Raw genomic sequence first — 20,343 nt, forward strand, 5'->3', positions numbered from 1 at the left:
CCAAGTAGGGCGAAAACCCAGCCCCATGAGCACTCTCGATCAAGCCATCGCGCTGCGGCGTACCTTCGCCATCATCTCCCACCCCGACGCGGGCAAGACCACGCTGACGGAAAAGCTGCTGATGTTCGGCGGCGCCATTCAGATGGCGGGCGCGGTGCGCGCCCGCGGCGAACAGCGCCGCACCCGGTCGGACTGGATGGCCATCGAGAAGGAGCGCGGCATCTCGGTGTCGGCCTCGGTGATGAGCTTCGAGTATTCGGGCCTGTCCTTCAACCTGCTGGACACCCCCGGCCACGAGGACTTTTCCGAGGACACCTACCGCACGCTGACCGCCGTGGACTCGGCCGTCATGGTGCTGGACGCCGCCAAGGGCATCGAGACCCAGACCTTGAAGCTGTTCGAGGTGTGCCGCTTGCGCGACGTGCCGATCATCACCTTCGTCAACAAGGTCGACCGCGAGGGCCGCGAGACCTTCGACCTGCTGCACGAGGTGGAGAAGACCCTGGCGCTGGACGTCTGCCCCGTGACCTGGCCCATCGGCATGGGCCGGGACCTGAAGGGCGTCTACGACCTGGTCAACGACCGCGTCATCATGTTCGATCCGGGGCGCGGCGACCATATCGCCGAGATCGCCGTGGATGCCTCGCTCGATTCCCCTAAGCTGGACGAGGTGCTGGGCGTCGCCGCCGCCGAGCGCCTGCGCGAAGAGGTGGAGCTGGTGCGCGGCGGCTATCCCGAATTCGACCTGGAATCCTTCCGCGCCGGGCATCTGACCCCGGTGTTCTTCGGCAGCGCCTTGAAGACCTTCGGCGTGGCCGAGCTCTTGAAGGGCATCGGCCAGCTGGCGCCGTCGCCCATTGCGCGGCCCACCGACAAGCGGGTGGTGGAGCCGGGTGAGGCCAAGGTCAGCGGCTTCGTCTTCAAGGTCCAGGCCAACATGGACCCCAACCACCGCGACCGCATCGCCTTCTTCCGCATCTGCTCGGGCCGCTTCAAGCGCGGCATGAAGGTCAAGCACGTGCGTTCGGGCAAGGTGATGGCCCTGGTCAATCCGGTGTTCTTCCTGGCCCGCGACCGCGAGCTGGCGGAAGAGGCCTTCCCCGGCGACATCATGGGCATTCCCAATCACGGCCAGCTGCGCATCGGCGACACGCTGAGCGAGTCCGAGGATTTCAACTTCCTCGGCATTCCCACCTTCGCGCCGGAAGTGCTGCAGCGCGTGCGCCTCGACGATCCCATGAAGGCCAAGCAACTGAAGAAGGCCCTGGAGGACCTGGCCGAGGAGGGCGTCTCCCAGGTGTTCAAGCCCTTGGACGGCTCCACCTGGATCGTCGGCGTGGTGGGACCGCTGCAGTTCGACGTGCTGACCACCCGCATCCAGTCGGAATACGGCATCAAGGCCGGGTTCGAGGATGGCGGCTTCGTCACGGCCCGCTGGATCGCCTGCGATGACGAGGCGGAGCTCAAGCGCTTCATGAATTCCAACAAGACCAACATGGCCGAGGACCGTGACGGCGCCCTGGTGTACCTCGCCCGCAATTCCTGGCAGCTGGGCCGCGCCCAGCAGGATTTCGAGAAGATCCGCTTCACCGCCACGCGCGAGCAGCACTGATACCAAGATGCGCTGATCGGGACCGATCCGCGCATCGCCCTCAATCGCCGGGCGCCGCCGGTGGCGGCTTGGCTCCCGCCGCATAAGCGGCGCGGCCCTTTGGGCCTATCCAAACCACGATGAGTCACGCTCATCGCAGTTTGGTGCGAGGGGGCGCAAGCCCCGCCGATCACAGCGTCTCGTGCGTCCCGTCGCAATAAGGGGCGTCCTTGGTGTGCTTGCAGCCGCACAGCCAGGCGGTGCCGGAGGTGGGGGCGGTGAAAGCCTTGGGGACGAAGCCCGTCCCCTTGTGCGAGCCGTCGCAGAAGGGCTGCTTCTTGCTCAGGCCGCAGGCGCACCAGTGATAGGTCTTGCCGGCTTCCAGCTCGACCTCGTAAGGCTCCTTCTGGGCGATGGTGGGCTCGAGCATGGATCTCTCCTCGGCCTGACGTGAATTATGCGCAGAGTCTGATGTAAGAACGGGCCGCCCGGTTATCAACGCGGCGATGCGGCGCTATTCCATCACCCGCGAGAAGCCTTCGGCCACCGGCAGGTAGGAGCGGCGCTTGCCCTTGGCTTCGCGCACCGCCGAACCGGCATAGATCTGCTTGGCGGCCTCGACGATGATCACGCCGCCGAAGGTCTCGAACCAGCGCTGGCCGATGCGCTCCACCGCAGGCGCCGAGCGCAGCAGCATGCGCGACGTGGTGGGCGGCAGGAACAGGGCCGAGGCGCTGTTGATGGGGGTGAACATGTTGTCGCGCAGCAGGCGGTTCAGCTGGCCCATGGTATAGGGCCGCCCGTTGCCGAAGGGGGTGCGCTCGAGACGCGCCCAGATGCCGCGCCGGTTGGGTGCCACCACCACCAGCCGCCCGCCGTCGGCCAGCACCCGCCAGGCCTCGCGCATCATGGCGCGCACCTGTTCGGTGGCTTCCAGGGCGTGGACCATCAGCAGCCGGTCGATGGAGCGGTCGGGCAGCGGCAGGTCGGTCTCGTCCACCAGGGCGGTCAGGCCGGGGCCTTCGGGGGGCCAGGGCAGCACCCCCTGGCTGGCCGGCATGGCGGCGATCACCCGCTCGGCATCGGCCAGGAAGATGCGCAGGTAAGGGGTGGCGAAGCCCAGGCCCAGCACCCGCTGGCCGCTGACGTCGGGCCACAGCGCGCGCAATTGGCGGCGGATCAGCCGCTGGGCGCTCTGGCCCAGGCTGTCGCCGTAGAAGTCGCGCAGGTCGACCACGTCGGTCCACATGGCGGGATAGGACAAGTCTCCGTTCATGGCTCAAGGATAGGCGTTTTGGCCGGTTGGTGCTACAACCGGAGCACAAGGACAAGGCGAGGCAATCATGGCCAAGATCGTCGTCGAGCAGATTCCCGTGCTCGCGGACAACTACGTCTATCTGGTCCACGAGCCGGTGGGCAACGTCACCGCCGCCGTCGACCCGGCGGTGCCCGAGCCGGTGCTGGAACGCCTGGCCGAGCGCGGCTGGACGCTCACCCACATCCTCAACACCCACCATCACGGCGACCATACCGGGGCCAACCTGGAGCTGGCGCGGCGAACGGGGTGCGCCATCGTCGGCGCCGCCCGGGATTCCGAACGCATTCCCGGCATCACCGCCGAGGTGTCCGAAGGTGAGACCTTCATGCTGGGCCATGCCGCCGTCACCGTGCTGGAGGTGCCGGGCCACACCTCGGGGCACATTGCGTTCTGGTTCGCCGACAGCCATGCGCTGTTTTGCGGCGACACCCTGTTCTCGCTGGGCTGCGGCCGGCTGTTCGAGGGGTCTGCGGAGGAGATGTGGGCCAGCTTGAAGAAACTGCGCGACCTGCCGCCCGACACCATGGCCTATCCCGCCCACGAATACACCGCCGGGAACGGTCGCTTCGCGAAGTTGGTCGAGCGCGACAACCAGGCCTTGAAGGCCCGCCTCGACGAGGTGGAGCGCCTGCGGGCGGGCAACCGGCCCACCGTGCCGGTCCGCCTCTCCGACGAGCGCGCCGCCAATCCCTTCCTCAGGGCCGATACGCCGTCCGTCGCCAAGGCGGTCGGCATGGAGCCGGGCACCGATCCGGTTCGCGTCTTCGCCGAGCTGCGGCGGCGCAAGGACGTGTTCTGATTTGGCGCCTCGCGCCATACATTTAGTATAGCGCGACACTGGCCGTCTGGGTTAGTGTCCGGGCGGATGGGCTTGTTGACGGGAGATTGAAATGCCCGGGGCCCGTGTCCTTTTTGTCGACGATGAACCTCATGTTCTCGACGGCATCCGGCGTTCCATGTGGAGCTTCGCCGCAGAGTGGGAAGCCCTGTTCGCCACCGGTGCGGTGCAGGCCCTCGACATCCTGGCGAAGCAGGACGTCCACGTGGTGGTCACCGACATCGCCATGCCGGTCATGGACGGCAAGGCGCTGATTGCCGAGATGTATGAGACTTATCCCAACGTGGTGGTGCTGGTGCTGTCCGGACACTGGACGTCGGCGGTGTCACGCCAGCAGGTTGGGCCCGCCGTGCGTTTCCTGGGCAAGCCCGTTCCGGCGGACCGGCTGGTGGCGGCCATTCGCGCCGCCCTGAGCGAGGTCATCCTGACCGGCCTGAGCACGCCGGCCGCCAAGCCGAACCAGGCCTTGCCGGCTCACCACAACAGCAACGCCCCCAACTGGCTGGATATGGTCGAGGACGGCTGAGCCCCCCTTACTTCTCCGGTCCGGCGAAGATGGTGCCGGTGCGTACCTCGCGGCTTGATCCGGTCAGCACGAAGGTGACCGGCATGCTCTTCGACGCCGCCTTGTCGGCCGGAACGGTGACGTAAAGCCGGAAGTCGCCCACCGAATCGCGGGGCACGCGCAGTTCGGCGGACGCTGCGTTGCTGACCCCGCCGACCACCGAGATGGTGGCGCCCTCGACGCCGTCCAGGCGCACGGTGAAGGTGCGGTCCTCGGCCTTCATGTTCAGCACCTTGTAGGCGTAGCCGTTGCGGATGGCGCCGTCCGACATCTGCACGAACAGCGGCGAGCGCTCGTGCAGCACGTTGACGTCCACGTCGGGCCGCGTGGTGAGGCGGAACAGCATCACCGCCAGCACCACGCTCATGATGCCGCCATAGATCAGGGTGCGCGGCCGGATGATGCGCAATGCCCCGGCCTTGCCGGCGCCGCGCGATTCGATGTTGTAGGTGGAATCGTAGGAGATCAGGCCCCTGGGCAGTTCGTAGCGGTCCATCACCTGGTTGCAGGCGTCGATACACAGCGCGCAGCCGATGCAGGCCAGCTGGTTGCCCTTGCGGATGTCGATGCCGGTGGGGCAGGCCTGGACGCAGGCGCGGCAATCGACGCAATGGCCGCGCCCCTCGAAGCTTTGCCCCTTGCGCGCCGGGCCGCCCGGCTCGCCCCGCCAGGCCTCGTAGGTGACGATCAGCGAATGCTCGTCGAACATGGCCGACTGGAAGCGGGAATAGGGGCAGAGATAGACGCAGACCCGCTCGCGGGCATAGCCGGCCAGCAGGAAGCAGAAGCCGCCCAGGATGGCGATGAAGGCGTAGACCGGCGGATTGGCGTTGCCGGTGAAGATGTCCCTCAGCATCTCGAAGGCGTCGCCGAACCACAGGGTGAAGCCGATGCCGCAGGCCGCCGAGATGGCCAGCCAGATCAGGTTGATCACCGCCTTCTTCGCCAGCTTGGCCCCCGACATGGGTTGGCGCTCGAAGGCGATGCGCTGGTTGCGGTCGCCGATCACCAGACGTTCGACGGCCACGAACAGGTCGGTATAGACCGTCTGCCAGCAGATGAAGCCGCACCACACCCGACCGGCCACCGCGCTCATCAGGAACAGCAGGATGGCCGACAGCAGCAGGATGCCGGTCAGGTAATAGATCTCCTGCGGCCAGATCTCGATGAACAGCATGTAGGCGCGCCGGCCCGGCATGTCGATCAGGATGGCCTGGTTGGGCGCCCCCGGCCCCCGGTCCCAGCGCAGGAACGGCCCCAGGTGCCACCACGCCAGGGTGACGATCATGGCCCACCACTTCCACGAGCGGAAGGTGCCGCTGACGGCGCGGGGCTGGGCCTTGCCGGTCTCCATGTAGAGCGGAACCTCGCCCTTGTGCAGCGGCAAGGCCGGTACGGCAGGCTTGGCGTCCATGGCGGGGCTCTCCGGAATTTATATTAGAAGCGGACTATATTAAAATTGTCCTGAAATGTCTTGGGGTGAATCGCGCATGGAGGGGTTGCGGTCCCGCGACGACCCCTTGTTGGGCGGTTGCCGGCCCGCCCACAAAATATGGTTTGCTCCCCGACTCGCCTTTTGACAGAATCGCCCATTCCTGCGGGGTAGGGGTTCATGGACGTTCAGAGACTCGCCAAGGTGCTGGCGCTGGCCGCTTCCGACAACGATGCCGAGGCGCTGCACGCGCTGCGCACCGCTGGGCGGCTGCTGGAATCGGCCGGGCTCGACTTCGTCGCCCTGGCGTCGCGCCTCGCCGAGGGCGGGCCGGTGGTCAGCGCCACCCGGCTGGAGGATCTGGAAGACACGGTCTTCGACCTGCGCAACGAAATCCGCCATCTGCGCTCCGAGAACGAGAAGCTGCGCCAGGGTGGTCCCGTGGCGGGGGGTGGATTGGCCGCCGCCGCCCAGGACGTGGCGCAAACCATCCGCCTGAAGGCCGAACTGGACGAACTGCGCGAAACCCTGGGGGCCGAGAAGCGCCGCGCCGATTCCGCCCAGGCGGCCGAGCGCGCCCTGCATGCCGACCTCGTCCAGGCCGCCGAACTGGCCGAACGCCTGGGAGCCCAGTTCGATTCGCTGAAGGGCCGCGCCGACCGCCTCGAAGCCGAAAACCGCCGCCTCGGCCTGGTGGCCGCCGCCTTGAAGGTGGAGCTGGACGAACGCATCGCCGACCAGAGCCATCCCCTGCCGCCGCCCTTGGCCGCGGCGGTTCCGCCGGCTCCGGCCCCCGTGGTCCGGGCCGAGCCCGCGCCGCGCCGCGCCAGCGCCCCGCCGCCGCCCGCCGCCCGCCGCGGCAAGGCCGGCGCGCCGGTCAGCCAGTACGCCCTGTTCTGAGGTTCAGCCTCTCCTCCTCCCCGCCACAAAGTGGTGGGGGGAGGTCGGGAGGGGGGCGTGGCCGCCCGTATTCCTGTTTCCGTCAGCCCCCACCCCAACCCTCCCCCGGCAAGCCGGGGGAGGGGGAATGAGTGGCCGGCGTTCAGCCCGCCGGGTGGCTCTCGGCGAAGGGGCGATAGCGCAGGTCCTTGCCGATGATGTGGCGCATCAGCCATTTGGATAGGAAGTCCAGGGTCTCCGACGCGGTCACCGAGGCGGGATTGTCCAGGTGGCGGGCGCGCATCTCCAGCACCTCCTTGACCATGGCGCGATGCACCGCCTGATGCTCCTCCAGGTCGGGAAAGGAGCAGGCCGCCAGCAGCTTTTCCTCCTCGGCGAAGTGATAGCGGGTGTAGTCGAGCAGTTCGGCCAGCACGCCGTCGACGGTGGAGGCGGCGTCGCCGCTCATGGCGTCGAACACCCGGTTGATCAGGTCGACCAGCTTCTTGTGATGCTCGTCCATGCGGGCGACGCCGACGCTTAAGTTTTCCGTCCACTGCAGGTAGGCCATGTCGGGTCCCCCGTTTTAACTTTGATCAAGTCTAGCATGGCCGGGACGGTTACCGGAACCCAAAGGCGTCCATGGCCAGCACGCCGGAATCCACATCCTGGTGCAGGCGGCGGGCCTCGCCATGGGCGGCGGCGCCGAGCGCGACGAAGAAGGGCAGCAGATGCTCCTCGGTGGGGTGGTTGTGCTCGGCATGGGGGGCGCGGGCGCGGTAGTCCAGCAGCGCGGCGACGTCGCCCCGTTCCGCCGTCTCGGCCAGCCATTGGGTGAACTCCGCCACCTCGGGCTCGATGTCGGCTTTCACCTTGCGGCGGAAGTAATCCTCGAGATTGTGGGTGGCGGCGCCCGAGCCGATCACCAGCACGCCTTCCGCCACCAGCGGCGCCAGACGGCGGCCCAGGAAGTAGTGGTGCGCCGCGCCGGCCTGGGGCTGAACCGAAAGCGGCACCACCGGCACGTCGGCCTCGGGCCACATCAGGCTCATCACGGACCAGATGGAGTGGTCGATGCCGGCCCCGGGATCGCGGCGGCAGGATTCGCCCAGCCGGTCGGCGGCCCGCGCCGCCACCATCGGCGCGCCGGGCGGGGCGTAGTCCAACTGGTACAGCTCGGCGGGAAAGCCGAAGATGTCGTTGATCTTGTCCGGCCAGGCGGCGAAGCCCAGCACCGGCTGGCTGGTCTGCCAATGGGCCGACACGGCGATGACCGCCGGCGGCTTCGGTATGGTCCGCCCCAGCTCGATCAGGAAGCGGCGGGTGGGCGTGTCCTCCAGCACCATCATGGGCGAGCCGTGGGACAGGAACAGGGTGGTGAAATCCATGATCTTTCCTCCAATGGGGAAAGAATACGCTTTTCGGGCCACCCGCAACAATGCAGGATGATTTAAACATATTGTTGTCTCGGAGGCATCTATGACGCCCCGCTTCGAAACCATCGTCGCCTTCGTCCGGGTGGCGGAGACCGGCAGCTTTTCCGAGGCGGCGCGGCGTCTCGGCCTGTCGAAATCCATGATCAGCCGGCAGGTCTCGGCGCTGGAGGCCGATCTGGGGGTGCGGCTGTTGCACCGGACCACCCGCTCGCTGTCGCCCACCGAGGCCGGGCGCGCCTATTTGGAACGCTGCCAGCGCATCCTGGCTGACCTGGACGAGGCCAACCTGCTGGTCAGCCATCTCCAGGCGGTGCCGCGCGGCCGCCTTCGGGTCAGCGCGCCCTTGTCCTTCGGCATCGGCCACCTGTCGGCCTGCCTGCCCGGTTTCCTCGAGCGCTATCCCGAGATTGAGCTGGAGATGGGCTTCACCGACCGGCACGTGGATCTGGTGGAGGAGGGCTGGGACGTGGCGGTGCGCATCGGGCGGCTGGCCGATTCCTCGCTGATCGTGCGCCGTCTCGCCCCCGTCCGCCGGCTGGCGGCGGCCTCGCCGGCCTATCTGGAGCGGCGGGGCGCGCCCACGCGTCCCGAGGAGCTCGCCGCCCACGATTGCCTGACCCACGGCAACGCGGTCCATTCGGAGTGGCGCTTCGTCGGCGATGACGGCAAGCCGCTGCAGGTGGAGGTCGGGGGGCGCTTTCACGCCGACAACGGCGACGTGCTGCGCGACATGGCCCTGGCCGGGATGGGGATCGTGCTGCTGCCCAGCTTCTTTCTCGGCGACGACATCCGCGCCGGGACGCTGGTGCCGCTGCTCGAGCGCTACGTGCCGCTGGATTCCTCGCTCAACGCGGTCTATCCCCACGGCCGCCACCTGTCGCCCAAGGTCCGCGCCTTCGTCGACCATCTGGCGGGGACGTTCGGGCCGGAGCCCTATTGGGATCGCGGCATCACGGGACCAGCCGCCACGTGACGCCCTCGGCGGCGGGAGGGCAGGGCGGCGGCGCGGCCGGGGTGCAGCGCGCCGCGATGGCGGCGACCCAGGCGGCGGTCAGCGACGACAGGGCGGCGAAGGGGGCCTGGGCGCCGTCGAGAACTTCCAACAGCGTCGCCCAGTCGGTAAGGTCTATGCGCAAGGTGTCGTTCATGGACGTCGAGCCGATACGGTGATTGCCTGATACACGCTACTCTTTCGAACGGATGCGCTCTGTGAATTCCTACGCAAAAGGCGAAAATTTTCGACGTCTTGCGGCGATCGCGTTTCTGGCCCTGCTGGCGGCCTGTTCGCCGGCGCCCGAGCCCATGCAGACCATCCGCGACCATTATTTCTACGGCGGCCTGGCGGCGTTCCACGAGGACATGCACGCCGAGGCGGCCCGCCAATGGCAGCGCGCCGCCGAACTGGGCGACAGCGAGGCGGCCCGCAATCTGGGCCATCTCTACCGCCAGGGCCTGGGGGTGGAAGCTGACGGCCACATGGCCGCCGCCTGGTATCAGGTGGCCGCCGACGGGGGCGTGATCAGCGCCGATTACAATCTGGGCATGCTTTACCTGCGCGGCGGGCCGGACCTGCCGGCGAACAAGGAACAGGGCATGGCCCGGCTGGGCAAGGCCGCCGCAGCCGGTTACATCCCCGCCAAGGCCGAGATCGAGCGTCTGGCTTTGCAGCCGCCGGAGGAAGCGCCCGTGGCGGCGGTGGTCGAACCGCCTCCCCCTCCGGCCGAGGTGGCGGCCGCGCCCGCCCCTGTTCCGGCGCGCATGCAAATCGGTTCCTACCGCACCAAGGCGGCGGCCGAGCAGGATTGGAAACGCCTGCGCCTTGATCGCAAGGGGCTGACCCCCGAGATCATCGCCAACAAGGTCGAGGGACAGGGCCGCTGGTACCGGCTGGTGGCGGTGGGCCCGGCCGAGGCCATCGACGCCTTCTGCGCCAGCGCGGCGGCCAAGGGCATGTCCTGCTGGTCGAGGACGCGCTAGGCTTCGTTCCCTTCCCCTGGCTCGTAGAGCTGGCGGACGATGAACAGCGGGCGGCCCTTCACCTCGTCGAACACCCGGCCGAGATAGTCGCCGATGATGCCCAGCGTCAGCAGCTGGATGCCGCCCAGGAACAACACCGACATCAGGATGGATTCGTAGCCGGGCACGTCGACGCCCCAGATCATGGTGCGGATCAGGCGGAAGACGATGTAGAGGAAGGCCAGCGACGACACCACCGCGCCCACGCCGCCCCAGACCCGGAGCGGGAAATTGGAGAACGAGGTCAGGCCGTCGAAGGCGAAGCGCAAAAGCTTCCATGGCGTGAACTTGGTGGTGCCCGCCGCCCGTTCGCCCTGGGTGTAGACGATCTCGGCCTGGCGGTAGCCCACCCAGGCGAAGATGCCCTTCATGAAGCGCGAGCGCTCGGGCATGCTGTTGATGGTGTCCACCACCTTGCGGTCCATCAGGCGGAAATCGCCCACCTCGCGCGGCAGGCGCACGTCGGACAGGTGGTCGAACACCCAGTAGAAGCCCTTGGCGAACGCCTTTTCCGAGACGCTTTGGCCGGTACGGGCGTCGCGCCGGGCGAACACCACCTCGAAGCCTTCGCGCCACTTGGCCAGCATGTCGGCGATGGCCTCGGGCGGGTGCTGCAGGTCGGCGTCCATGGGCACCACCGCCTGACCCCGGCTGTGGAACAGCCCGGCCGACAGCGCCTTCTCCTTGCCGAAATTGCGCGACAGGTCGATGATTCTCAGGCGGGACTCGCCCTTCTGCACCTCCAGCAGGCGGTCCAGGGTGTTGTCCCTGGAGCCGTCGTTGATGCAGACCACCTCGAACGAAACGCCCAGCGCCGAAAGCGCCGGCAAAAGCCGGCCAAACAGCAGGGCGACGTTTTCCCCCTCGTTGTAGCAGGGAATGACCACCGACAGGGTGGGGGGCGAAATCTGGTGCGAATTCGCGGTCATGGGCGTTTGTCCGGCAGGGGTGTTTTCCTAAGCATGTCACCATGGGCCCGTGGGAGCAACGCAGGTTTGCAGGCAATATTATTGCAGCGCACTTGCCTGAAGCGCTTGTCCATGGCACCGTCCGACCGATACTTTCGACCGTTCCGGGACCTTCGTCCGATGATTCGATCCGTGCTGTTCGCCCTGATGGTGGCCTTGGGGCTGCTGGGGGCCACCGACGCCCGCGCCCATGCCGTCCTGGTGGATTCCACGCCGCCCGCCGATGCCGAGGTGGTTGGCGCCAAGGTGGAGTTCCACCTGCGCTACAACAGCCGTATCGACGCCAAGCGGTCGCGCCTGTCGCTCAAGGGACCCGCCGGGGCGACGACCCTGCCCGCGCTGCAGGGCGCCAACGAGGCGGAGCTGGTCGCCCGCGCCGAGGGGCTGGCGCCCGGCCGCTATATCCTGTTCTGGGACGTGCTGTCGGTGGACGGCCATGTCAGCCGTGGTCAGGTGCCCTTCCTGACCATCGCACCTTGAGGGGCGGGCCGCCATGCTGACCACCCTGCCTCCCGACATCCTCGCTTTCTTCGCCGTCATCCTGCGCGGCCTGCAACTGACCGCCCAGTCGGTGATCCTGGGCGGCGTTTTGTTCCTGCTGGGCTTTTCCCGGCCGCTGGCGCCCAGGCTGGGCCGCGGCGTCGTCGCCATGGAGCGCACCGGCCTGGGCTGGATCGCCAAAGGCGGCTTCGCCCTGGTCGTGGTGGCGGGCCTGTCCATCTTCGCCAATCTCGCCCAGCTGGTGGCCGGCCTGGAAATTCACGCCCACGACGCCATCGGGGCCGATTTCGTCCAGTGGAACATCATCATGGCGGTGGCCGCCCTCGCCTTGGCGGTGACGGCGCGCATGGCGGCCAATCCCGCCCAGCTGTCGTCCCTGGCCCTGCTGTCCATGGTGGTCCTCGGCGCGTCGGTGATGTCCAGCCATGCCTTCGCCCGGGTGGACGAGCGCGAGTACTACATCCTGGCCGACGCCCTGCATCAGGCCGGCGCCTCGCTGTGGATCGGGGGCATCCCCTTCATGCTGCTGGCCCTGTCCCATGTGAGCGCGTCCAAGGACCGCTTGATGGTGGGCATGCGCTTCTCGCACCTGTTCACCGGGGCGGTGGGGCTGCTGCTGGTGGGCGCCGCCATGCTGGCCTGGGGCTACATCGCCACGCCGGGCGCCCTGATCGGCACCGCCTACGGCATCATGACCGGGGCCAAGATCACCCTGCTGGCGGTTCTCTTGTTCCTGGCGGCCATGAACCGCCAGTCCACCCGCTCGGAAAGCCTGGACAAGGGGCAGTTCCGCCTGCGCCGCTTCGCCGAGGTGGAGATCGGCATCGGCATCACCGTGCTGATGATCGCTGCCTCCATGGCCTCGCAGCCGCCCGCCGCCGACCAGACCCAGCACCAGGCGACGATCATGGAGATCGTCGAGCGCATGGCCCCCACCCGGCCGCCGCGCCTGGTCAGCCCGGATTCGGCGACGCTCACCCAGGTGGGCATGGAGCGCTCGGCCGCCACCGAGGTGGCCGACAAGATGTGGTCGGAGTTCAACCACAACTGGGCCGGCATCTTCGTGCTGGCCATGGGCCTGGGCGCCATGGCCCACCGCATGGGCGTCGGCCCGGCCCGGCATTGGCCGCTGATGTTCCTGGTGATCGGCGGTGCCATCATCTTGCGCTCGGACCCGGAAAGCTGGCCCATCGGTCCCAAGGGCTTCTTCGAGGCGCTGGCCGATCCCGAGGTGTTCCAGCACCGGGTGGTGGGGCTGCTGCTGTTCCCCTTCGGCCTGTTCGAATGGGGGGTGCGCACCGGACGCCTGAAATCCGAGCGCGCCGCCCTGATCTTCCCCGTCCTGTGCGCGGTGGGGGCCGGCCTGCTGCTTGTCCACAACCACACGCTCACCGACGTCAAGGAACGCTTCCTGATCGAGTTCAGCCACATCCCCATGGGCCTGTTCGGCGTGATGTCGGGCTGGCTGCGCTGGCTGGAGATCCGGGGCGACGGCAGGGCCAGGCGGGTGGCCGGCCTGTTGTGGCCCATCTGCTTCTCCATGGTCGGGCTGCTGCTGATCTTCTATCGCGAGCTGCCGTAGGCGTAATATCGCCGGGGCCTCGGCCAGGCCCAAGGGGCCGCGCCACGGTCGGCGCCCGGCGATTGAGGGAAGGGAACAGGGTTTAATGCGCAACCGCACGACCATCCTGCTCCTGATCCTGGCGACCGTGGCGCTGTCGGCCGCCGCCGCCGGGGTGGCGGGTTATTGGTACATCAAGCCCACACTGGTCACCCTGGCGGTGTCTCCCGAACCGTCGCCCGAATACCGCTTCGCCCGCAAGCTGGCCGAGGTGCTGACCCAGAACCGCGCCTCCATCCGCCTGGAGCTGAAGCCGACCGAAAGCGGGCAGCAGGGCATGGCCTGGCTGGCCCAGGGCGAGGCGGACCTGGCCCTGGTGCGCAGCGACGACCGCCGCATTCCGCCCATGGCCCGCTCCATCGCCGTCCTGGAAGAGCAGGTCCTGCTGTTCATCACCCCGGCCAAGAGCAAGATCCGCTCGCTGGCCGATCTGGAAAAGCGGCGCACCGTGGTGATGGACCGCGACGGCCGCAACGAGGCACTGTTCCGCCGCCTGATGGAGCAGTACCGCCATGACGGCCGCGCCGCCGCGGTCGTCGCGGTGCCGCCGGGAACGCCGCTGGCTCCGCTGCTGGGCCCGGGCGGCGGGGCCGACGCCGCCATCCTGCTTCTGCCGCTGTCGCGTCTCGCCGGCGCGGAGGGCTTCGCCACGCTCGAGCGCGGCCTCAAGGGATACGCCGTCCGCCCCGTCTCGGACGCCAGCGCGCTGGAGCGCAAGATTCCCGGCCTCTACGCCCAGACGATCGAGGCCGGATTGCTGTCGGGCTCGCCCCGCATTCCCGACGACGATCTGGATACCGTGGCGGTGCAGCGGCTGCTGGTGGCCCGCGCCAAGCTGCCCGAACAGCACGTGGTGGAGCTGATGCGCGCCCTGTTCGAGAACGGGCGGCAATTGGCGGTGGAGCAGACCTTCGCCACCCGCATCGAGCCGCCGTCCACCGAGAAGGTGGCGCTGATCGCCATTCATCCCGGCGCCCAGCAATACGTCAGCGGCGAGGTCAAGACGCTGTTCGACCGCTATGCCGACATGGTCTTCATCGGCCTTTACGCCGCCGGCATCCTGGGTTCGGGCGCCGTGGCCCTTTACGGCATGGTGTTCCGTCGCCCGCCCGTCCACGCCGGCAGCCGCGCCCATGCCCTGGCGGCGCTGCGCGAGCGGGCGCGGGCCGCCTGCGACGGCCAGGAACTGGATGCCGTCGAGGCGGAGATCGAGATGGTGCTGGACGGCGTGCTGTCGGGACTGGCCGACGGAGCCATCTCGCCGCGCGGCCTGGAAGGCTTCCGCCTGGCCTACGACGCGGCCCGCGACGCGGTGGCGGCCGCCCGTCGCGCGTTGAGCTAGCCGACTACGTAGCTGAGGCGCACCACGCCGTTGATGTAGGTCTTGGCGCCCAGCAGGGTCATGCGGCCGCCGCGTTCGCTGGGCTCGAACAGCCGCCGGCCCCGGCCCAGCAGGACGGGCATGATGAACAGGTCGAAATGGTCGATGGCGCCCAGATCCATGAAGGCGCGCAAGGCCTTGGCCCCGCCCGCCACCCAGACGTCGCCGTCGGTCGAGGCTTTCAACTCGGCCACCAGTTGGGCGAGGTCGCCCAGCCAGGGTTCGACGTTGTCGGGCGCGGTCTCCATGGAGCGTGACGTCACCACGATGCAACGCTTGTCCGAGTGGGGCCAGTGCCCCATGGCGTGCAGGTGCTCGTAGGTGGTGCGGCCCATGACCACCGTGCCCATATGCTCCATGAACTCGTCGAAGCCGTAATCGATGGCATCGAACGGCTTCAACCAGGCGATGGAGCCGTCCGCATCGGCAATATAGCCGTCCAGGCTGGCGGCGATATAGGCGCGAAAGCCGGTGGCCATCCCCTATTCGGCCGCCTTCCTGGGCAGGTAGTTGGCGATGTCCACCGCATCCACCTGCTCGGGGCGCAGATACTTCTCGGCGTAGTCCTTCCAGACGCCGGAGGTGAGGAACAGCTCCCACAGATCCTGGTCGATATGCTGGTCCTTGACCATGAACGACATGATCTTCAGCGATTCCGACAGGGTCTTGGGCTTCTTGTAGGGGCGGTCGGCGGCGGTCAGCGCCTCGAAGATGTCGGCCACCGCCATCATGCGGGCGGGCAGCGACATCTCGTCGCGCTTCAGGCCCTTGGGATAGCCGGTGCCGTCCATCTTCTCGTGGTGGCCGCCGGCCCATTCGGCGACGCGGGCCAGGTTCTTGGGGAAGGGCAGGGCCTTCAGCATGAAGATGGTCTGCACGATGTGGTCGTTGATCTTGAAGCGGTCCTCGGCGGTCAGCGTGCCGCGCCCGATGGCCAGGTTGTAGAGCTCGCCCAGATTGTAGCGGTTCTCCAGCGGCTTCATCTTGAAGCCCTCGGCATCGTAGCGGGCGGTGTCCACGTTGACCTCGTGGGGAATGACGTGCCAGTCCTTGTCGGCCAGCATCTTCTCAGGAACCGGCGGCTTGGGCTCGTCGCCGGTGCGCCGGCGCATCTCGTCCAAGGACAGGCCCAGGGTGTCGTCCAGCGTGCGGACCCAGCTGCGCTCGGCGATGGTCTTCAGCCGCTCGACCTTGTCGGGGGCCATGAACTCGCCGCCCACATTGCTTTCGGCCACGAAGGCGAAATCGTCGTCAAGCGCGGCCAGTTCCGCATCCATGCGGGCCTTCAGTGTCTCGGCCTTCTCCTCGCCGGCCACCAGGCCTTCCAGGTAGGTGATGACCGTGTCGCGCTTGGCCACCTCGAAGCGCATGCGCACCTCGTGGATGCGGTTGTAGATGGTCTCCAGCTTGGTGGCCTTGTCGACGATGTATTCGGGCGTGGTGACCTTGCCGCAATCGTGCAGGCCGCCGGCCACCTCCAACTCGTACCACTCGTCCTCGGTCAGGTTGAAATCGGCGAAGGGGCCCTCGGTGGCCTCGCAGGCCTTCTCGGCCAGCATGAAGGTGATGGCCGGCACCCGGTGGCAGTGGCCGCCGGTATAGGGGCTCTTGGCGTCGATGGAGCCGGCGATCACCTGGATGAAGCTCTTGAACAGGTTCTTCTGGGCCTCGATCAGGCGCTGGTTGTCCAGCGCCACCGCCGCCTGGGAGGCCAGGGCCTCGATCAGGGGCGTGATGTCGGGTCCGAACTCGACGATGCGGTTGCGGCCGTCGCGGGCGTTGATCAGTTGCAGCACGCCGATCACCTCGCCCTCGTAGTTCTTCAAGGGAACGGTGAGGAAGGATTTGGAGCGGTAGCCGGTCTTGGTGTCGAAGGCCTTGGTGCCGGAAAAGTCGTACTTGTCCACGTCGTAGGCGTCGGCGATGTTGACCGTCTGCCCGGTCAGCGCACACGAGCTGGACACGTTCTTGTGGTTGGCCTTGCCTTCGTCGTCGTACAGCCTGAGCGGCGGGAAGGGGATGGGCTTTCCCGTGGTGCCGCCCATGGCGATGTTGAGCGTGTCGTTGAGCATGATCTCGAACCGAAGACCGTCCTTGGCCTCGGTCATCAGGTAGAGCGTGCCGCCGTCGGCGTTGCACATGCTCTTGGCGCCCTGAAGGATCTTCTCCATCAGCCGGTTGTGGTTGCGTTCGGCCGAGAGCGCGATGCCCAGCTCGATCAGCGTCCGGTAACGCTCTTCCTTCTTATGTACCGAAGCCATAGGCGACCATCCCCCTTAGGGTAGACCAAATGATACCCCTACCCAGCCTACGCCGATTTGGGCTTAGCGTGAAGTCGGGTAAAAGCACTACATCCTGTTACATTTGTGTCTGTTTCTTATCTGGGTGATGTGCCCCTTGACGGCAAGACGGGATCGTACTCCCCTGTGGGCCGGACGCAAAGGAGAGCCCCCCATGCCCTACGAATCCCTGCGCGACTTCATCGCCCGCCTGGAAAAGGCCGGACGGCTGAGGCGGGTGAGCGCGCCGGTGTCGCCGCATCTGGAGATGACCGAGATCCAGACCCGCCTGCTGGCCGAGGGCGGCCCGGCGGTGCTGTTCGAGAACGTGGTGCGGGCCGACGGCTCGAAATATGCCATGCCGGTGCTGGTCAACCTGTTCGGTACGGTGGAGCGCGTCGCCTGGGGCATGGACCGCGAACCCGCCCAGTTGCGCGAGGTGGGCGAGACGCTGGCCTTCCTGAAACAGCCCGAGCCGCCCGGCGGCTGGCGCGAGGCGCTCGAGATGCTGCCGCTGGCCAAGACCGTGATGGCCATGCGGCCCAAGACGGTGGGCTCTGCTCCCTGCCAGCAGGTGGTGCTGAAGGGCGACGACGTGGACCTGTCGCAACTGCCCATCCAGGGCTGCTGGCCGGGCGAGCCGGCGCCGCTGATCACCTGGCCGCTGGTGGTGACCCAGGGGCCCAATCCGTCCGAGGACAAGCGCGACAATTTCAACTTAGGAATCTACCGCATGCAGGTGACGGGCCGGAACACCACCCTGATGCGCTGGCTGAAGCATCGGGGCGGCGCCCAGCATTTCCAGCGTTGGGGCAAGGAAAAGCGGGAACCCATGCCGGCGGCCGTGGTGATCGGCGCCGATCCCGGCACCATCATCGCCGCCGTGACCCCGGTGCCCGAGACCCTGTCGGAATACCAGTTCGCCGGCCTGTTGCGCGGCAAGAAGCTGGACCTGGTGGAGTGCAAGACGGTGCCGCTGAAGGTCCCGGCCGAGGCCGAGATCGTCCTGGAAGGCCATGTCATGCTCGACGAGACCGGGCCGGAAGGCCCCTATGGCGACCACACCGGCTATTACAACTCGGTGGAGGACTTCCCGGTGTTCCGCGTCTCGGCCGTCACCATGCGCAAGGACCCCATCTACCTCTCCACCTTCACCGGCCGGCCGCCGGACGAGCCCAGCGTGCTGGGCGAAGCGCTGAACGAGGTATTCATCCCCCTCTTGGCGCAGCAATTCCCGGAAATCGTCGATTTCTGGCTGCCGCCCGAGGGCTGCTCCTATCGCATCGCCGTGGTCAGCATCAAGAAGGCCTATCCCGGCCACGCCAAGCGGGTGATGTTCGGGGTGTGGAGCTTCTTGAAGCAGTTCATGTACACCAAGTTCGTCATCGTGGTGGACGACGACATCAATGCGCGCGACTGGAAGGACGTCATGTGGGCCGTCTCGACCCGCATGGACCCCGCCCGCGACATCACGGTGGTGGAGGGCACGCCCATCGACTATCTCGACTTCGCCAGCCCGGAATCGGGCTTAGGGGGAAAGCTGGGCCTGGACGCCACCAACAAATGGCCGCCGGAGACCCACCGGGAATGGGGCGAGAAGATCCGGATGAGCGACGAGGTGGTGGACCGGGTCAGCCAGCGCTGGGCGGAATACGGGTTGCCGGGCTCGGGTAGACCCATCTGGCGATAGGTCGCTTGGTTTGGCGGTCCTATGATACAAGTCATGACATCTCGCCACATGATATAGTTGTATGTGACGTGACGGGATTTCCCTTCGGATGCATACTCCTCTCCGGGGTTTGGGTCTTGGGGGAGACTCTTCGATGCGTATCAGATCGCTTTTGACGGCGGCCGCGTTGGCCGTGTTCGGTTTGTCGTTGCCGGCTGGTCCGGCCCGGGCCGAATGCCGCGATGTCGACGTCCGGCCCGATATCTCCAGCCGGTGGAAGGATGGCCAGGGCAACCTGCGCTGGCCGACCCACGAATGGAGCACCGAGATCACTGTCACGGTGATTCTGACACCGGGCATGGTGATCGACCGCTTCGGCTGCGATAAGGGCAAGCAGTTCAATCCCCAGGGCACCGCCTATGCGTCGCGGGCGCTGCCCTATGTCTGCTCGGCCGCGCCCTATTCCAGCTATCGGGTGGTCAAGCCCCTGGTGGCCTGGTCGGGCAGGGCGGCGCCCTGGTTCGACCAGAAGGGCGGCGCGCCGCAATTCCGCACCTCGGTCACCGCCGCCGAACTGGTGGCCGACGGGACGCTCGAGCGGGTCGAGGCGGGGCGACCGTCCTGCGGCTGAGGTTTCAGAGCGTCGAGCGTCAAATCTGATGGGGTGGACGGCCCCTGCTCACCGGCGTCGCAATGCGCCAAGATGGTGGTTGTCGAGACACACCATTTGAAGGGGGCCGTCCATGACCGAGGTTAGCACGATTGGTTTTGATCTGGCGAAGCGGGTTTTCCAGGTCCACGGGGTCGATGGCGACGGTGCCGTGACGATCCGGCGGCAGTTGCGCCGCTCCGAGGTCGTGACGTTCTTCGCCAAGCTGTCGCCCTGCGTGGTGGGGATGGAGGCGTGCGCCTCAGCCCATTATTGGGCGCGGACGCTGGCCAAACTGGGGCATGAGGTGCGCCTGATCCCGCCCTCGCGGGTCAAGCCCTATGTCAAGCGAGGACGGAAGAACGACGCAGCCGACGCTGCGGCGATCGCCGAGGCGGTGACACGGCCGCACATGGAGTTCGTGCCGGTCAAGAGCGAGGAGGCGCAAGCGGTGCTGATGCTCCATCGCACCCGCCGCCTGTTGGTGACCCAGCGCACCATGCTCGGCAATGCGCTGCGGTCGCATTTTGCCGAATACGGCATCATCGAACCGGAGGGGCAAGGTGGGCTGGCAAGGCTGGTCGTCTGTGCGCTGGACGCACCGGATGCGGCATTGCCTCAGGCGGCTCGTGAAGCCATGGCGATGCTGGCCGCGCATGTGCGTGAGACCGACTCCAAGATCGATGCGCTGGATCACGAAATCCTGAGATGGCACCGTAACGACGCCGACAGCCAGAGGGTCGCCTCCATTCCCGGCATCGGCCCGCTGATCGCCAGCGCCATCGTTGCCGCCATGGGCGATCCCAAGCGCTTCAAGACGGGGCGAGACTTCGCCGCCTGGCTGGGGCTGGTGCCATCGCAGAATTCCACCGGTGGCAAAACCGTGCTGGGGCCGATCACCAAGGCTGGGGACCGCTATCTGCGGTCGCTCCTGGTGGTCGGCGCCACCGGCACTTTATGGCGGCGGCGCAAAGAGCAAGGCACATGGCTGGCGGGCATGATGGCGCGGGGTAAGACGGCACGGCAGATCTCCGTCGCCCTGGCCAACAAGATGGCGCGCACCGCCTGGGCCATCCTCGCCAAGGGTGGCCTCTATCACGACGCGGCAGCACAGGCCGCCTGAGAAAGAGCGCGAGGAACAACCAGTTGCGAGGGCGATGAAAGCGTGATGGCGACCGGTCAATCCAAGGAACGGCAAAA

At 67.2% G+C, this 20,343-nt stretch carries 21 protein-coding genes; 12 read left to right on the forward strand and 9 right to left on the reverse strand.

Annotated elements, in window-relative coordinates:
• The first annotated feature begins 25 nt into the window (after positions 1–25).
• Positions 26–1,612 carry a peptide chain release factor 3 gene (locus XM1_RS05115; protein WP_068430758.1) on the forward strand — a complete coding sequence of 529 codons (1,587 nt, stop codon included), beginning with the start codon at positions 26–28 and terminating at the stop codon, positions 1,610–1,612.
• A gap of 169 nt (positions 1,613–1,781) precedes the next feature.
• Here the strand turns inward: XM1_RS05115 and XM1_RS05120 are convergent, their stop codons facing one another.
• Both XM1_RS05120 and XM1_RS05125 read right to left on the reverse strand, forming a co-directional pair.
• Complete coding sequence (locus tag XM1_RS05120; protein ID WP_068430761.1) at positions 1,782–2,021, reverse strand: CDGSH iron-sulfur domain-containing protein; 240 nt, start codon at positions 2,019–2,021, stop codon at positions 1,782–1,784.
• Positions 2,022–2,105: 84 nt separating this feature from the next.
• Positions 2,106–2,867: a class I SAM-dependent methyltransferase gene (locus XM1_RS05125; RefSeq protein WP_369816041.1), complete on the reverse strand. Its 762-nt coding sequence runs from the start codon at positions 2,865–2,867 to the stop codon at positions 2,106–2,108.
• Between the two features lie 67 nt (positions 2,868–2,934).
• Here XM1_RS05125 and gloB point away from each other — a divergent pair, with 67 nt between their 5' ends.
• Both gloB and XM1_RS05135 read left to right on the forward strand, forming a co-directional pair.
• Positions 2,935–3,708, forward strand: a complete 774-nt coding sequence (gene gloB / locus XM1_RS05130) for a hydroxyacylglutathione hydrolase (RefSeq protein WP_068430765.1) — start codon at positions 2,935–2,937, stop codon at positions 3,706–3,708.
• 91 nt (positions 3,709–3,799) lie between these two features.
• Positions 3,800–4,273 carry a response regulator gene (locus XM1_RS05135; protein WP_068430769.1) on the forward strand — a complete coding sequence of 158 codons (474 nt, stop codon included), beginning with the start codon at positions 3,800–3,802 and terminating at the stop codon, positions 4,271–4,273.
• 7 nt (positions 4,274–4,280) lie between these two features.
• Here XM1_RS05135 and ccoG read toward each other — a convergent pair whose 3' ends face one another.
• On the reverse strand, positions 4,281–5,726 hold the full coding sequence (gene ccoG, locus XM1_RS05140; RefSeq protein WP_068430771.1) for a cytochrome c oxidase accessory protein CcoG: 1,446 nt from the start codon (positions 5,724–5,726) through the stop codon (positions 4,281–4,283).
• A gap of 198 nt (positions 5,727–5,924) precedes the next feature.
• Here ccoG and XM1_RS05145 point away from each other — a divergent pair, with 198 nt between their 5' ends.
• Entirely contained in the window at positions 5,925–6,644 is a 720-nt protein-coding gene (locus XM1_RS05145) for a DUF2786 domain-containing protein (RefSeq protein ID WP_068430774.1), read from the forward strand.
• Positions 6,645–6,786: 142 nt separating this feature from the next.
• Here XM1_RS05145 and XM1_RS05150 read toward each other — a convergent pair whose 3' ends face one another.
• Together XM1_RS05150 and XM1_RS05155 are read right to left on the reverse strand one after the other, a co-directional pair.
• Positions 6,787–7,194, reverse strand: a complete 408-nt coding sequence (locus XM1_RS05150) for a bacteriohemerythrin (protein ID WP_068430777.1) — start codon at positions 7,192–7,194, stop codon at positions 6,787–6,789.
• Between the two features lie 49 nt (positions 7,195–7,243).
• Positions 7,244–8,011, reverse strand: coding sequence for a class III extradiol ring-cleavage dioxygenase (locus XM1_RS05155; protein ID WP_068430780.1), 768 nt, complete (start codon positions 8,009–8,011; stop codon positions 7,244–7,246).
• Positions 8,012–8,102: 91 nt separating this feature from the next.
• Between XM1_RS05155 and XM1_RS05160 the strand changes: the two genes are divergently transcribed.
• The gene (locus XM1_RS05160) at positions 8,103–9,032 is read left to right on the forward strand and encodes a LysR family transcriptional regulator (protein ID WP_068430783.1); all 930 of its coding nucleotides are present in this window, start codon (positions 8,103–8,105) and stop codon (positions 9,030–9,032) included.
• On the opposite strand, the gene XM1_RS05165 is transcribed toward XM1_RS05160, so the two are convergent.
• Positions 9,010–9,207 (reverse strand): hypothetical protein, encoded by a 198-nt coding sequence (locus XM1_RS05165; RefSeq protein WP_068430786.1) that lies wholly within the window; start codon positions 9,205–9,207, stop codon positions 9,010–9,012. The two genes, XM1_RS05160 and XM1_RS05165, sit on opposite strands and share 23 nt — an antisense overlap.
• Before the next feature lie 61 nt (positions 9,208–9,268).
• Between XM1_RS05165 and XM1_RS05170 the strand changes: the two genes are divergently transcribed.
• A complete protein-coding gene (locus XM1_RS05170; RefSeq protein ID WP_231920690.1) occupies positions 9,269–10,036 on the forward strand; it encodes an SPOR domain-containing protein in 768 nt (255 codons plus the stop codon).
• Here XM1_RS05170 and XM1_RS05175 read toward each other — a convergent pair.
• On the reverse strand, positions 10,033–11,004 hold the full coding sequence (locus XM1_RS05175; RefSeq protein WP_068430789.1) for a glycosyltransferase family 2 protein: 972 nt from the start codon (positions 11,002–11,004) through the stop codon (positions 10,033–10,035). The genes XM1_RS05170 and XM1_RS05175 overlap by 4 nt on opposite strands.
• A gap of 159 nt (positions 11,005–11,163) precedes the next feature.
• On the opposite strand from XM1_RS05175, the gene XM1_RS05180 reads away from it, so the two are divergent.
• The 3 genes from XM1_RS05180 to XM1_RS05190 all read left to right on the forward strand — a co-directional run bounded on the left by XM1_RS05180 (position 11,164) and on the right by XM1_RS05190 (position 14,507).
• A complete protein-coding gene (locus XM1_RS05180) occupies positions 11,164–11,523 on the forward strand; it encodes a copper resistance CopC family protein (protein WP_068430792.1) in 360 nt (119 codons plus the stop codon).
• A 13-nt stretch (positions 11,524–11,536) separates the two neighbouring features.
• On the forward strand, positions 11,537–13,126 hold the full coding sequence (locus tag XM1_RS05185) for a copper resistance D family protein (protein WP_068430795.1): 1,590 nt from the start codon (positions 11,537–11,539) through the stop codon (positions 13,124–13,126).
• A gap of 85 nt (positions 13,127–13,211) precedes the next feature.
• Positions 13,212–14,507, forward strand: coding sequence for a TAXI family TRAP transporter solute-binding subunit (locus XM1_RS05190; protein ID WP_068430798.1), 1,296 nt, complete (start codon positions 13,212–13,214; stop codon positions 14,505–14,507).
• On the opposite strand, the gene XM1_RS05195 is transcribed toward XM1_RS05190, so the two are convergent.
• Together XM1_RS05195 and XM1_RS05200 are read right to left on the reverse strand one after the other, a co-directional pair.
• Entirely contained in the window at positions 14,504–15,025 is a 522-nt protein-coding gene (locus XM1_RS05195; protein ID WP_068430801.1) for a dihydrofolate reductase family protein, read from the reverse strand. The genes XM1_RS05190 and XM1_RS05195 overlap by 4 nt on opposite strands.
• Positions 15,026–15,028: 3 nt before the next feature.
• A complete protein-coding gene (locus XM1_RS05200; protein ID WP_068430805.1) occupies positions 15,029–16,807 on the reverse strand; it encodes an HD family phosphohydrolase in 1,779 nt (592 codons plus the stop codon).
• A 193-nt stretch (positions 16,808–17,000) separates the two neighbouring features.
• Here XM1_RS05200 and XM1_RS05205 point away from each other — a divergent pair, with 193 nt between their 5' ends.
• The 3 genes from XM1_RS05205 (at position 17,001) to XM1_RS05215 (ending at position 20,266) form a co-directional block, all read left to right on the forward strand.
• Entirely contained in the window at positions 17,001–18,515 is a 1,515-nt protein-coding gene (locus tag XM1_RS05205; RefSeq protein ID WP_068430808.1) for a UbiD family decarboxylase, read from the forward strand.
• A gap of 133 nt (positions 18,516–18,648) precedes the next feature.
• Positions 18,649–19,125: a TNT domain-containing protein gene (locus tag XM1_RS05210; protein WP_068430812.1), complete on the forward strand. Its 477-nt coding sequence runs from the start codon at positions 18,649–18,651 to the stop codon at positions 19,123–19,125.
• A gap of 112 nt (positions 19,126–19,237) precedes the next feature.
• Positions 19,238–20,266, forward strand: a complete 1,029-nt coding sequence (locus tag XM1_RS05215) for an IS110 family transposase (RefSeq protein ID WP_068430816.1) — start codon at positions 19,238–19,240, stop codon at positions 20,264–20,266.
• Positions 20,267–20,343: the final 77 nt, after the last annotated feature.

Source organism: Magnetospirillum sp. XM-1 (assembly GCF_001511835.1).
In the GTDB taxonomy this organism is placed as follows: domain Bacteria; phylum Pseudomonadota; class Alphaproteobacteria; order Rhodospirillales; family Magnetospirillaceae; genus Phaeospirillum.